At 57.0% G+C, this 14,630-nt stretch carries 10 protein-coding genes; all 10 read left to right on the top strand.

The window, feature by feature from the left end; genetic code table 11:
• The first annotated feature begins 47 nt into the window (after positions 1–47).
• The 10 genes from N1078_RS09570 (at position 48) to N1078_RS09615 (ending at position 14,395) form a co-directional block, all read left to right on the top strand.
• Positions 48–935, top strand: a complete 888-nt coding sequence (locus N1078_RS09570; protein WP_274087937.1) for an NAD(+) kinase — start codon at positions 48–50, stop codon at positions 933–935.
• Complete coding sequence (locus N1078_RS09575) at positions 935–1,909, top strand: metallophosphoesterase (RefSeq protein ID WP_274087938.1); 975 nt, start codon at positions 935–937, stop codon at positions 1,907–1,909. The genes N1078_RS09570 and N1078_RS09575 overlap by 1 nt, the downstream gene beginning before the upstream one ends.
• Positions 1,906–2,775, top strand: a complete 870-nt coding sequence (locus N1078_RS09580) for a rhomboid family intramembrane serine protease (RefSeq protein ID WP_274087939.1) — start codon at positions 1,906–1,908, stop codon at positions 2,773–2,775. Before N1078_RS09575 ends, N1078_RS09580 begins: the two co-directional genes overlap by 4 nt.
• Before the next feature lie 45 nt (positions 2,776–2,820).
• Positions 2,821–3,084 carry a YeaC family protein gene (locus N1078_RS09585; RefSeq protein ID WP_274087940.1) on the top strand — a complete coding sequence of 88 codons (264 nt, stop codon included), beginning with the start codon at positions 2,821–2,823 and terminating at the stop codon, positions 3,082–3,084.
• Positions 3,084–3,920, top strand: a complete 837-nt coding sequence (locus tag N1078_RS09590) for a DUF2797 domain-containing protein (RefSeq protein ID WP_274087941.1) — start codon at positions 3,084–3,086, stop codon at positions 3,918–3,920. Before N1078_RS09585 ends, N1078_RS09590 begins: the two co-directional genes overlap by 1 nt.
• A 54-nt stretch (positions 3,921–3,974) precedes the next feature.
• Positions 3,975–6,650: an aminopeptidase N gene (pepN, locus tag N1078_RS09595; protein ID WP_274087942.1), complete on the top strand. Its 2,676-nt coding sequence runs from the start codon at positions 3,975–3,977 to the stop codon at positions 6,648–6,650.
• Positions 6,651–7,279: 629 nt separating this feature from the next.
• Positions 7,280–9,307: a DUF1302 domain-containing protein gene (locus tag N1078_RS09600; protein WP_274087943.1), complete on the top strand. Its 2,028-nt coding sequence runs from the start codon at positions 7,280–7,282 to the stop codon at positions 9,305–9,307.
• Positions 9,308–9,373: 66 nt separating this feature from the next.
• Positions 9,374–10,744, top strand: a complete 1,371-nt coding sequence (locus N1078_RS09605; protein ID WP_274087944.1) for a DUF1329 domain-containing protein — start codon at positions 9,374–9,376, stop codon at positions 10,742–10,744.
• A gap of 195 nt (positions 10,745–10,939) precedes the next feature.
• Entirely contained in the window at positions 10,940–12,025 is a 1,086-nt protein-coding gene (locus tag N1078_RS09610; RefSeq protein WP_443218100.1) for a WD40/YVTN/BNR-like repeat-containing protein, read from the top strand.
• A 15-nt stretch (positions 12,026–12,040) separates the two neighbouring features.
• Positions 12,041–14,395, top strand: coding sequence for an efflux RND transporter permease subunit (locus N1078_RS09615; RefSeq protein ID WP_274087945.1), 2,355 nt, complete (start codon positions 12,041–12,043; stop codon positions 14,393–14,395).
• Positions 14,396–14,630 lie beyond the last annotated feature (235 nt).

Consider the following 14,630-nt stretch of genomic DNA (forward strand, 5'->3'; position numbering starts at 1 on the left):
CTTTCGCCCATAATCCGAGCCATTAGATAGAGCCTGGCGGGAGCCCCATGGAGCAATTTCGTAATATTGGCATCATCGGTCGGCTGGGCAGCACCCAGGTGCTGGATACCATTCGCCGGCTGAAGAAATTTCTGCTCGCTCGTCACCTGCATGTGATTCTCGAAGACACCATTGCCGAAGTGCTACCCGGTCATGGCCTGCAGACTTCCTCGCGGAAGATTCTTGGGGAAATCTGCGATCTGGTGATTGTGGTTGGCGGTGACGGCAGCATGCTCGGTGCGGCGCGCGCGCTGGCGCGGCACAAGGTGCCGGTGCTGGGTGTGAACCGTGGCAGTTTGGGCTTTCTCACCGATATTCGCCCCGATGAGCTGGAGGTGAAGGTCGCGCAGGTGCTTGAAGGGCACTACCTGACGGAGAATCGCTTTCTGCTTCAATCCGAAGTACGCCGTCATGGTGAAGCCATCGGTCAGGGTGATGCGCTTAATGACGTGGTGCTGCATCCCGGTAAGTCGACACGGATGATCGAGTTTGAGCTGTATATCGACGGCCAGTTCGTCCTTAGCCAAAAGGCTGACGGCCTGATTGTCGCGACGCCGACTGGCTCGACGGCCTATGCGTTGTCTGCGGGCGGGCCGATCATGCACCCCAAACTAGATGCCATCGTGATCGTGCCGATGTACCCGCATACGTTGTCTAGCCGGCCAATCGTGGTGGACGGCAACAGCGAGCTGAAAATCGTCGTGTCCAAGGATTTGCAGATTTATCCACTGATCTCCTGTGACGGACAAAACCACTTCACCTGTGCCCCGGGTGACACCATTACTGTGGCCAAACGGCCGCAGAAGCTGCGCCTGATTCATCCGCTTGACCACAACTTCTACGAGGTCTGCCGCAACAAACTGGGCTGGGGTAGCCGGCTCGGCGGGGGTGATTAATGCACCTCGATCCTGCGCGTGGTTACGATTTGATTGGCGATATTCATGGCTGCGCGAAAACCCTGGAGCATCTACTGACGACCCTGGGCTATCGGCAGCAGGCGGGTGTTTGGCGTCATCCACAGCGTATGGCGATTTTTCTCGGCGACTTGGTTGACCGTGGTCCGCGCATCCGTGAAGCCTTGCACCTGGTGCGTGACATGGTCGCGGCCGGTCAGGCGCTGTGCATCATGGGCAACCATGAATTCAATGCGTTGGCCTGGAGCACACCGGCCGCGCCCGGCAGTGGCCAGCAGTTCGTCCGTGAGCACACGCCGCGGCATGCCCGTCTGATCAAGGAAACCCTCGAACAGTTCGAGGCATACCCCGCTGAGTGGCAGTCGTTTCTCGACTGGTTCTATGAGTTACCGCTGTTTATTGATGCGGGTTTTTTTCGCGTGGTGCATGCCTGCTGGGACGCCAGCCTGATCGAGCCATTGCGTGCGCAGTTTGCCGATGGCTGCATTGATGAGCATTTCCTGCAGGCCGCCGCAGTGCATGGCAGTTTTGCCAATACTGCGTTTGATCGTTTGTTGCGGGGCACCGACATGCGCCTGCCACATGGCATGACCCTGACCAGTGATGACGGTTTTACCCGCGCGCACTTTCGCACCAAGTTCTGGGAAGAAGACCCACAAACGTACGGCGATATCGTCTTTCAGCCCGATGCCTTGCCGGAGTTGGCGGCGCAGATGCCGCTCAGCGAGTCGCAGAAGACCGAGTTGCTCAAGTACGGGGCAGATCAGCCGTTGTTGTTTGTTGGCCACTACTGGCGCAGCGGCAAACCTGCGCCGATTCGCAGCAACCTGGCCTGTCTGGATTACAGCGCCGTCCTCAACGGCAAGATGGTCGCCTATCGACTCGACCAGGAGGTGCGCTTGGATCCCAATAAGTTTGTGTGGGTCAATGTTGACAGCCCGGAGGCGCGACCATGAGCGGCGTCGCGGCGATGCGTTTACCCGAACAGGTCGACTTGAGCGGCTTTATCGGCTTGCTACAGCGGTTGCAGGTGCCGCACCGGGTCGCGGAAGAGGCGGGTGAGCAGGTGCTCTGGGTGCCTGACGAGCAATTGGCCGAACAGGTATGTGCGCTCTATGCGCGTTATCCGCTGGGGGACGCTGCTGTCACGCTTGATCCGCCGCCGCGTGCAGCCAATACCCCGCCGAGTTTTGTCCAGCAACTGCGCGCCAGTCGTATGACCGCTGCTGTGCTGTTACTGACCTTTATCGTTGCGGCCCTGACGTTGCTCGGCGATAACCTGGCGGCAGTGAGCTGGCTGAGTTTTGTCGATTACCGCGTGCAGGGCGATTACATCTATTTCGACTACCTCAACGGGACTTTGGCCAGTGGCCAGTGGTGGCGGCTGTTGACGCCCATGCTGATTCACTTCGGCATTCTCCATTTGGCGATGAACACCCTGTGGTACTGGGAGTTGGGACGACGAATCGAGGTGCGGCAAGGGCCGTTGATGCTGTTGCTGCTCACCTTGCTGTTCAGTCTGGCGGCCAACTTCGCGCAGTACCTGCATGCCGGGCCTTCGCTGTTTGGCGGGCTGTCCGGCGTGCTCTATGGCTTGCTTGGGCATTGCTGGATCTTCCAGCGCTTAGCCCCCACGCCGGCCTATCGACTACCGCCGGGAGTGTTGGTGATGATGCTGGCCTGGCTGCTGATCTGCATGACCGGAATCTTCGAGTTGCTGCAATTTGGCGCGATTGCCAATGCCGCGCACGTCGGGGGCCTGCTGGCTGGTTGCCTGACCGGGCTGCTTGGCGGTGTGCTGGCGCGCCGGCAACACAGTTAGTTATTCATCAGGCTGGTAAACTGCCACTTTGCATTTGGAGGCGTCATGTCGTCTTTTATTGAAGCGATTGAAAACATCACCCCTGAGATTTATCAGAGCCTCAAGCTGGCTGTGGAAATCGGTAAATGGCCGGATGGCCGCAAGCTGACCCAGGAGCAGAAAGAACTGACGCTGCAGGCGCTGATCGCCTGGGAAAGCCAAAATCTCCCAGAAGAAGAGCGTATCGGTTATATGGGCCCGCAGGAATGCAGCTCGAAATCCGCGCCAGTGCCCAATCTGTTGTTCAAGTCCTCGGATACCCTGCACTGATGAGTGAGTTAGCCCGCGGTGCCCTGAGCAAAATGGCTGCACAGTTGGACGCGCCGGTGCAATACAGCTTTCGCCTGGGCGATGAGCTGCTGCCAGTCAATCCGCTGATCGGTAAAACCCTGCGCCTGGAATTCCTCGGCGCGATCCACTGCAGCCATTGTGGGCGCAAGACTAAAAACAGTTACAGCCAGGGCTATTGCTACCCCTGTATGCAGAAACTGGCGCAGTGCGACATCTGCATCATGAGTCCCGAGCGTTGCCACTATGACGCCGGCACCTGCCGCGAGCCGAGTTGGGGCGAGCAGTTTTGCATGACCGATCACGTGGTCTATTTGGCTAACTCTTCTGGAGTGAAGGTCGGTATTACCCGCGCCACGCAAATCCCCACCCGCTGGATCGATCAGGGTGCTAGCCAAGCGCTGCCGATCTTGCGCGTCGCCACTCGCCAGCAGTCCGGCTTTGTTGAAGACCTGCTGCGCAGTCAGGTGGCGGACAAAACCAACTGGCGCGCGCTGCTCAAAGGTGATGCGGCGCCGGTCGACCTTATCGCCGTGCGCGAGCAGTTGTTTGCCAATTGCAGCAGCGGCTTGACTGAATTGCAGCAGCGCTTTGGTATTCAGGCCATTCAGCCGCTGAGTGATCAGCCTGTGGTGCAGATTGCCTATCCGATTGAGGGCTACCCGGCCAAGATCAGCAGTTTCAATCTGGACAAGAATCCGCTAGCCGAAGGCACGCTGCTGGGCATCAAGGGGCAGTACCTGATGTTCGACACCGGCGTGATCAATATCCGCAAATACACCGCTTATCAACTCGCCGTCCACGAACTGGCCGTCTGAGTTTTCTATTCGCCAATCCGGCGCCTGCGCGCCGTAGATAAAGGGCCACACGCCATGCGCACCGAACAGCCGAAGATGATCTACCTCAAGGATTACCAGGTTCCGGATTATCTGATCGATGAAACGCACCTGACCTTCGAGTTGTTCGAGGACCACACCCTGGTACATGCGCAGCTGGTGATGCGGCGTAATCCGGCGGCCGGCAGCGGCCTGTCGGAAGCCCGCATGCCGCCGCTGGTGCTGGACGGCCAGCAGCTGGAACTGCTGTCGCTGGTGCTGGATGACCGCGAACTGAGTGCCGCTGATTACCAGCTGAGCGACAGTCACCTGACCTTGCAGCCAACCGCTGCGAACTTCGTGATCGACAGCAGTGTGCGCATCCACCCCGAAAGCAACACCGCTCTGGAAGGCCTGTACAAATCCAGCGGTATGTTCTGCACCCAGTGCGAGGCTGAGGGCTTCCGCAAAATCACTTACTACCTTGACCGCCCAGATGTGATGAGCAAGTTCACCACCACCCTGAGCGCCGAGCAGCACAGCTACCCGGTGCTGCTGTCCAACGGCAACCCGATTGCCAGCGGTAACGAGGGTGATGGTCGGCATTGGGCGACCTGGGAAGATCCGTTTATGAAGCCGGCGTACCTGTTTGCGCTGGTGGCGGGTGATCTCTGGTGTGTGGAAGACAGCTTCACCACCATGAGCGAGCGCGAAGTGGCGCTGCGTATCTATGTCGAGCCGGAAAATATCGACAAATGCCAGCACGCCATGGACAGCCTGAAGAAGTCCATGAAGTGGGATGAAGAGGTCTATGGCCGTGAGTACGACCTCGACATCTTTATGATCGTCGCGGTCAACGACTTCAACATGGGCGCCATGGAAAACAAGGGCCTGAATATCTTCAACTCCAGCTGCGTGCTGGCCAAGGCCGAAACTGCCACTGACGCTGCCCACCAGCGGGTCGAGGCGGTGGTGGCCCACGAGTACTTCCACAACTGGTCGGGCAATCGCGTGACCTGCCGTGACTGGTTCCAGCTGTCGCTCAAGGAAGGTTTCACCGTGTTCCGCGACGCCGAGTTCAGCGCCGACATGCACTCGCGTACCGTCAAGCGCATTGAGGACGTGGCCTACCTGCGTACCCACCAGTTCGCCGAAGATGCCGGCCCGATGGCTCACCCGGTCCGTCCGGACGCCTACATGGAAATCTCCAACTTCTACACCCTGACGATCTACGAGAAGGGCTCGGAAGTGGTGCGGATGATCCGTACCTTGGTCGGCGCAGAGGGCTTCCGCAAAGGCAGTGATCTGTATTTCGAGCGCCATGATGGCCAGGCTGTGACCTGCGACGATTTTATCCGCGCGATGGAAGAGGCTAATGGTATCGACCTGACCCAGTTCAAGCGCTGGTACAGTCAGGCGGGTACGCCGCATCTGGAAGTCAGCGAAAGCTATGACGCGGCGGCCAATAGCTACCGTCTGGCGTTCCGCCAAAGCTGTCCTGCGACGCCGGGACAGGCGCAGAAGCTGCCTTTTGTGATTCCTGTTGAGTTGGCGTTGCTCGATGCCCAAGGGCGTGAGTTGCCGCTGCAGTTGGTGGGCGAAGATACGGCCTTAGCGGGCGCGCGCGTACTGCAGGTGAGCGAAGCCGAACAGGCGTTCACCTTTATCAACGTGGCGGAAAAGCCACTGCCTTCCTTGCTGCGTGGGTTTTCAGCGCCGATCAAGCTGAGCTTCCCCTACAGCCGCGATCAATTGATGTTCCTGATGCAGCATGACAGTGATGGTTTTAATCGCTGGGAGGCCGGCCAACAGTTATCCGTGCAGGTGCTACAAGACTTGATCGGTGAGCATCAACGCGGCGAGCCGCTGGTGCTCGATCAGCGTCTGGTTGAGGCCTTCCGTACCCTGTTGGCGGACGACTCGCTGGATCAGGCCATGGTCGCTGAGATGCTCTCGCTGCCAGGCGAGGCGTATTTGACTCAAATCAGTGAAGTGGCCGATGTCGAGGCCATCCACGCGGCTCGAGAATTTGCCCGCCAGCAGCTCGCCGATGCACTGTTTGATCTGCTGTGGCAGCGTTATCAGGCTAACCGTGAAGTGTCCCGCAATAGCGCCTATGTGGCCGAGGCCGAGCACTTTGCCCGGCGGAGCCTGCAGAACATTGCGCTGTCCTACCTGATGCTCAGCGGTAATGCTGAGGTGTTGGCGGCGTGCCTGGAGCAGTTTGAAAACGCCGACAACATGACCGAGCGCTTGGCAGCCTTGGCCGTACTGGTCAATTCGCCATTTGAGACTGAGAAGGCCGCAGCGCTGGCCAGCTTTGCTGACTACTTCAAGGACAATCCGTTGGTCATGGATCAGTGGTTCAGCGTACAGGCTGCATGCGCCTTGCCAGGCGCGCTGCAGCGCGTTGAGCAGTTGATGCAGCACCCGGCGTTTACCCTGAAAAACCCGAACAAGGTGCGCGCCTTGATCGGCGCTTTTGCTGGGCAGAACTTGCTGGGCTTCCACCAGGCCGACGGCAGTGGCTACCGCTTCCTTGCTGATCAGGTGATCACCCTGAATGCCCTCAATCCACAGATCGCTTCGCGCTTGCTGGCGCCACTCACTCGTTGGGCTAAATATGGCAGTGCCCGTCAGGCGCAAATGAAGGCTGAGTTGCAGCGCATTCTAGGCTCGGGTGAGCTGTCCAGTGATGTCTATGAAGTGGTCAGCAAGAGTCTGGCGGATTAATCGCTGTGGCGTAATTTATGCTGCAGCGCGCCGCCCAATTAAATCTGAGCGGCCATGTGTCGGCTGTTTTTTGCGTCGTACTAATACTTAAGGTCGATCCTGTGAGCCATGTGCAATGCATCGGCTCGCAGGGTCTTATTTCAGGCCTTATTGACCGCGTGAAAGTGTTACTTGCTCTAGTCAGGTAACACTTATCTGTTACCCATCAAGTTGTAGCCACCTCGTGCGGCGCTTTTATTAGCGGTTGGGCTTGACCCTGGCTGAATTATTTGAAAGCGCTGAGCGCTCTATTTCGGGCTTGAGTGGCAAAACGCGCCAGATCGTAGGACAAAAGATGCAGTCTGCGCGAATCCCTCGCTTTATTTGTTTGCTGAATGATCAGTCACAGTTCGGTTGAGTAGTTCTGTCACGGCGTGTGGCTATTTTTTATACGACCGTTTGAATTGGCACCATGGTTGCAGGTGCTAAGCAGATTTGACCTCGTCATGGTGTATGCCAATCAGTGGGGTGCGTGTAAGCGCGTTGGGGGTTGCCTTCCAATCAACATTTAAGGTCGTCATCAGTACGGCCATAACGTGCCCGGTGGTTTGGGTGCAAAAAAGATGATCTGTACACGGAGAAGCGTTTCGATGGAAATTAAGTCCCGTAAGCCCGTATTGCGTTTTGCGCCTGCCAAGGCAGGTTTTGCGTTTGTAGGCATCCTGCCTCTGCTGGTGGCTGCGCATGCCCAGGCCGTGGAATTCAGCTTCGCCGACAATGAAATCACCGGCTCCATCGACACCACCGTGTCCTACGGCCAACTCTGGCGCGTACAGGGTCAGGACAAGACCAATAACGACGTTAACGCCAACGACGGTAATCGTAATTTCGACACTGGTTTGGTTTCCGAAGTGTTCAAGATCACAACCGATCTGGAAGTGACTTACCAGAATTATGGCGCTTTCATTCGTGGGTCTGCGTTCTATGACACGCAGATCATGGATAAACGTAACGACTACTACGACAACAATACCCCCGCGCAGCCGAGCCAGAGCTATCCGCGGGATAACAGCTTTACCTATGAAACCCGCCACAAGGCGGGCCGCGATGCACAGATCCTTGATGCCTATCTGTATGGCAACTGGGACATTGCGGATATGCCAGTCACCGGTCGTATTGGCAAGCAGGTATTCAATTGGGGCGAAGGCCTGTTCTACCGTGGTGGCATCAACACCACTAACCCAGTGGATGCTGCCAAGTTCCGCCTGCCTGGTTCGGAACTGAAAGAAGTGTTGGTGCCGGTCGAGGCGCTTAGCTTCAACCTGGGTTTGACCGATAACCTGTCGATGGAAACCTTTTACCAGTTCAACTGGAAAGAGAGTGCGATTGATCCGAGCGGCACGTTCTTCTCTGAAACGGATCTGTTTGCTGACGGTGGCAATACTGCCTATACCTCGCTGGCCGGCACCGCGTTGGTCGCGCCTCAGCCCGTTCCAGGTGGCTCCGTTCTAGGTCTCTACAATACTGGTGCTTTGTGTGGTGTAGGTGGTCTGTGCGCAGGCGGCAAGAACTTCACTTATCCAGGCAGTACGCTTGTTCATGTGGCTGATGTGAAGGGTGATCTCAACGCCAAGAATGATGGCCAATATGGCGTGAACTTCCGTTATGTCGCGGAAGAGCTGAACTCGACTGAATTCGGCTTCTACATGGTCAACTACCACGCTAAGGAGCCGTCGATCTATGCAGATCTTGGTTCTTATGCTGGTGTTGATATGGTACAGGTTGCTCAGGGGCTTTGTGCGGCAGGTGGTGGTGGTGCAGCTTGTGCTGGCCCTGCTGGCTGGGGTGGATTTGTGCCGGCAGCCGGTGGTTTGACCACGCTCGATACGCTGGCCAACGTTCAGGCTCGTCGTGAGTACGCGGAAGATATCCGCATGTATGGCTTGAGCTTCAACACCACACTGAACGAAACATCGGTGTTTGGTGAGTTGGCCTATCGCCCGAATCTACCGATTGGTATTGCTACCACTAACGACCTTTTGGGGGATTTGATCGGGCAGGCCGCAAAGCTGTCCAACAATAACCCTGCACTGGCTGGCCCAGCTTTCGGCGGGCTTGATGGGTCCGCTCTGGTTGCCGGTCAGACTGTTCGTTTGGGCGATTCGATCAGCAACTACACACGAGTCGAGGCCTATAACCTGTCGTTGGGTGCCATCCATAACTTCGGCCCGGCATTGAGCTTCGATTCCTTGTTTGGTATTGCTGAACTGGCTTCCGAGCATTTGCGCGGTGATGGCCTGCAATACAGGGGTTATAACGGAGTTAATCGTTATTACTCTGGTCGTGGCAATGGCTCTTATATCTCCGGCTATGACCGTGAAGACCAGATCAACAAGAACTCCTATGGCTATACCCTGGTACTGTCGGGTACTTGGAACGACGTTTATGCAGGTGTAAACGTCTCGCCTTTCGCGGTTTATAAAAATGACTTTGAAGGTAACTCGCATCAGACCGGTAACTTTATCGAAGGTCGCCAGGCGTACACTTTGGGTATGCGTGCCAGTTACCTGAACAGCTTGGAAGCTGAGATCCAATACACCGAGTTCTATGGTGCTGGCCAAAATAACGGCAGCCGTGATCGCGACAATATCGGTCTGAACGTCAAGTATTCCTTCTAAGCATAACTAGAAAATACCGAGTGCTTGCGGGCGCTCGGTTGATGACTTATTTCACGGAGAATCAAGATGCTGAAAAAGCACACGCTGATGGGTGCTGCCATTGCGCTGGCCTTGTCCGCTGGCAGCGCGCTGGCTGCAGTTTCGCCGCAAGAAGCGGCCAAGTTGGGCGAAAGCCTTACCCCGTTTGGTGCCGATAAAGCCGGTAACGCGGCGGGCACCATCCCTGAGTGGACGGGTGGTATCACCAAGGCGCCGGCAGGTTATACCCAGCCGGGCCAGCACCACATTGACCCCTTCGCCGGTGATAAGCCGCTGTTCACCATCACCAAGGCCAACCTCGACCAGTACAAAGACAACCTGACCCCAGGTCAGATTGCCATGTTCAACACATACCCTAATAGCTACCAGATGCCGGTCTACCAGACCCGCCGCTCTGGCTCGGCGCCGCAGTGGGTGTATGACAACACGCTGAAGAACGCCACCACTGCCAAGCTGCTCGATGGCGGTAACGGCTTCTCCGATGCCTACGGCGGTATTCCATTTCCGATCCCGCAGAATGGTGTAGAGGCGCTGTGGAACCACATTGCCCGCTACCGTGGTACTTACATTGTGCGTCGTGCATCCGAAGTGGCTGTGCAGCGTAACGGCAGCTACTCCCTGGTGACCTCGCAGCAGGAAGCCATGTTCAAGTTCTACGACCCGAAAGGGACCGCAGCCGACCTGAACAACATCATGTTCTACTACCTGTCCTTCACCAAGAGCCCTGCGCGTTTGGCCGGTGGTGCAGTACTGGTACACGAAACCCTCGACCAGGTAAAAGAGCCGCGTCAGGCTTGGGGCTATAACGCCGGTCAGCGTCGCGTCCGTCGTGCGCCTAACCTGGCCTATGACACGCCGATTGCTGCGGCTGACGGCCTGCGCACTGCAGACGACACCGACATGATCAACGGCTCGCCAGATCGTTATGACTGGAAGCTGGTGGGCAAGAAGGAAATCTATATTCCTTACAACAGCTACAAAGTCACCAGCCCGGACGTCAAGTACGAGGACCTGCTGCAAGTGGGTCACCTGAATCCGGCGTTTACGCGTAACGAATTGCACCGCGTATGGGTGGTTGAGGGCACGCTGAAGTCTGGCGCTCGCCATATTTATTCCAAGCGTACCTTGTTCCTCGACGAGGACAGCTGGCAGGTTGCTGTGGCTGATCAGTACGACGGTCGCGGCGAGTTGTGGCGCGTCTCGATTGCCTACCTGAAAAACTACTATGACCTGCCGACCACCTGGTCTGCGCTGGATACCTTCCATGACCTGCAGGCGCGTCGTTATCACGTGCAAAACCTGGATAACGAAGAGCCAAGCACCATCGACTTCAGCCAGGCCGTGCCGGATGACGGTTACTTCAAGCCTGCTGCGCTGCGTCGCCGCGGTACGCGTTAAGCCGCGACTAGGTTGAGCAAAAGGCCGCTACTGTTGTAGCGGCCTTTTGCTATTTGTCAGTCGAACAGGGCATGGTAGACGGCCGGGTTTAACAAAACATAACGTCGCGCCGATTGTCAGGCCTTTTGAAAGCTCAGTAGGATAGGCGTACTGCTATAAGCGTAGTGCTACCTATAAGAATAAGGGGGAAGGTATATGAGTGAGCCCGTTATGCGGCGCACCCAGGCCGGTCATGCTGTGGGGTTTTCCCGCACACCGGTGCTCCGCCACTCACCGATAGCCAAAGCGCTGTCGCTGTGCGGTGTGCTATCCATGCTGATGTTGGCCAGTGCGCCACTGCAAGCTGCCGGCAATGCAGGCAGTAAATTTTCAGTAATGTCTGCTAAAGCCTCACACACGCTTTTGCTCGATGTCGCCAGCCTGGGTAAACGCCTGGTCACCGTCGGTGATCGCGGGCACATCCTCTACTCCGATGACAATGGCGCCAGCTGGGTTCAGGCCAAAGTGCCGACCAAGCAAATGCTCACTGCCGTGTTCTTTATCGACGACAGCCATGGCTGGGCCGTGGGCCACGATGCGCAGATTCTCGCCACGACCGATGGCGGCGCGACATGGGTCAAGCAGTTCGAAGACCTTGAGCGTGAAGCGCCGCTACTGGATGTCTGGTTCAAAGACCGCAACAACGGTTATGCCGTCGGCGCGTATGGCGCCTTGTTGGAAAGCACCGATGGTGGCGCCAACTGGGAAGACATCAGCGAGCGCATGGATAACGAAGATGCCTATCACCTGAACGCCATTGTCGAAGTCAAAGACTCTGGCCTGTTCGTCGTCGGCGAGCAGGGGGTGATGTTCCGTTCCCCAGATTGGGGGCAGACCTGGGAAACCCTGGAAGGGCCTTACGAGGGTTCGCTGTTCGGTGCCCTGGGTACTGATGAAGCCGGAACGCTGCTGGTCTATGGCCTGCGCGGGCATTTGTTCCGTTCCGCCGACTTCGGTACCACCTGGCAGGCGATTAGCCTGAACACTGCTAACAATGGCCCGCTTGAGTTTGGTCTGGCTGACGGTAACCGTCTGGCCGACGGTTCCATTGTGGTGGTTGGGCATGGTGGCACAGTACTCAAGAGTACCGACAACGGCCGCAATTTCAGTGTGACCAATCGTGCCGACCGGCTTTCGCTGGCTGGCGTTGCAGCAATGGAAAACGGCAATCTGATTCTAGTAGGGCAGGGTGGCGTTCACGCTGCTGCACCTACGGGCGCTGATCTGGGCCAACAACAATAAGCCGGGAGCCTTTGCATGAGTAAGCATCAACAACAACCTGCCTCCTTTCTAGAGCGGTTGATTTTCAACAATCGTCCGGCCGTGATTCTGCTGTGCTTGTTGATCAGTTTGTTTCTGTTCTTCCAGGCGGCGCAAGTACGTCCGCAGACCAGCTTCGAGAAGATGATTCCGCTGGGGCATCCCTACATCCAGAAGATGCTTGAGCACCGTAATGATCTGGCTAACCTGGGTAACACCGTGCGCATCTCGGTGGAAGCGGTGGACGGCGATATCTTCAGCAAGGAATACATGGAGACGCTGCGTCAGATCAACGACGAAGCCTTCTATATTCCGGGTGTCGATCGTTCTGGCCTGAAGTCGCTGTGGAGCCCAAGCGTACGCTGGACCGAAGTGACTGAAGAAGGTTTTGCCGGCGGTGAAGTGATTCCGCAAACCTACGACGGTTCTTCCGAAAGCCTGGAGGAGCTGCGCAGCAACATCCTCAAGTCCGGGCAGATCGGCCGTCTGGTGGCCAACAACTTCAAATCGAGCATTGTCGATTTGCCGTTGCTGGAGTCCTATGCCGACCCTGCAGATCAGAGCAAGCAGATCCCGCTGGATTACCAGAAGTTCTCCCACGAACTGGAAGAGAAGATCCGCGACAAGTACGAAGCGCAGAACCCCAACGTCAAAATCCACATTATCGGTTTTGCCAAGAAAGTCGGTGATTTGATCGATGGCCTGATTGGCGTGGCACTGTTCTTTGCTGTGGCAATCGCCATCACCTTCGTGCTGCTGCTGTGGTTCACCCACTGCTTCAAGAGCACCCTGGCGGTGGTATTGACCACCCTGATTGCCGTGGTCTGGCAGTTGGGCCTGTTGCACACCCTAGGTTTTGGTCTTGACCCTTATTCGATGCTGGTACCGTTTCTGGTGTTTGCCATCGGTATTTCCCACGGTGTGCAGAAGATTAACGGTATTGCCATGGCTTCTGGCGAGGCAACCGACTCGCTGTCAGCCGCACGCATGGCCTTCCGTCAGCTGTTTATTCCGGGGTTGGTCGCGCTGTTGTCGGACGCCGTGGGCTTTATCACCCTGTTGTTGATCGACATCGGTGTGATCCGCGAGCTGGCCATTGGCGCCTCCATGGGTGTCGCGGTAATCATCCTGACCAACTTGATTCTGCTGCCGGTGATGATTTCCTATATCGGCATCAGCAAGAAAGCGGTGCAGATCAGCCGTGAAGACGCGGTTAAAGAACACCCGTTCTGGCGCTTAATCTCGAACTGCGCGCACCCCATGGTGGCCCCGATTTCCGTGGTGGTGGCGGTCGTCGCCTTGGCTGGCGGTGTGTGGTACGGGCAGAACCTGAAGATCGGTGACCTTGACCAAGGTGCACCGGAGCTGCATCCGGATTCGCGTTACAACCTGGATAACGACTTCGTCATCCGCAACTACTCCACCAGCTCCGATGTTCTGGTGATCATGGTCAAGACGGCGGCTGAAGGCTGCTCGACTTACCCGACTCTGTCGGCCATGGATGAGTTGATGTGGAAGATGGAGAACACCGAAGGCGTGCAGTCGGCCATTTCCATGGTCACCGTGTCGCGTCAGGTGATCAAGGGCATGAACGAGGGCAACCTGAAATGGGAAACCCTGTCGCGTAACCAGGACGTACTGAACAACTCCATTGCCCGGGCCGATGGCCTGTATAATGGCGATTGCTCAGTGGCGCCGGTGCTGATCTTCCTCACCGACCATAAGGCCGAAACCCTGACGCGTGCGGTTAACGTTGCCGAAGAGTTTGCCAAAGAGAACAACAAGGACGGCCTGGAGTTCATCCTGGCGGCCGGTAACGCGGGTATCGAGGCGGCCACCAATGAGGTGATTGCCGCGTCTGAAACCACCATGCTGATCGCGGTGTATGCGGCCGTGAGCATCATGTGCCTGCTGACCTTCCGTTCGTTGGCCGCAACACTGTGCGTAATCCTGCCGCTGGTACTGACTTCGGTGCTGGGCAACGCGTTGATGGCCTATATGGGCATTGGTGTGAAGGTCGCGACGCTTCCAGTAATCGCCCTGGGTGTGGGTATTGGTGTCGACTACGGCATCTATATCTACAGCCGTCTGGAGACCTACTTGCGTCAAGGTTTGTCGTTGCAGGAAGCCTATTACGAGACGCTCAAGTCGACAGGTAAAGCGGTGCTGTTCACCGGCGTTTGCCTGGCGATCGGTGTGGCCACCTGGATCTTCTCGACGATCAAGTTCCAGGCTGACATGGGCTTGATGCTGACCTTTATGTTCCTCTGGAACATGATTGGCGCGATCTGGCTGCTGCCTGCTCTGGCACGCTTCCTGATCAACCCAGAGAAGCTGCGCAACAAGGCCTGAGCCTGATACGCAGCCCCACTAAAAACCGCGGCCCTTGGGTCGCGGTTTTTTATTGCCTAGGCGTTAGGTCTGCAGATGGCTTTTGTGGCGCTGGCTTGCCCGCGAAGCGTGTTGATTCTGGAAGTGTCGCGGCCAGGCCGCTCCACAACAGTGGGCTCCGTAGCCCGGATAAGTCTTGGCGCAATCCGGGAGGCAGCCTCCGCCCAACTCACAGGCCACTGCGCAAGCATCCATG

The sequence above is a fragment of the Pseudomonas sp. MIL19 genome, assembly GCF_028680365.1.
Taxonomy (GTDB): domain Bacteria; phylum Pseudomonadota; class Gammaproteobacteria; order Pseudomonadales; family Pseudomonadaceae; genus Aquipseudomonas; species Aquipseudomonas spirodelae.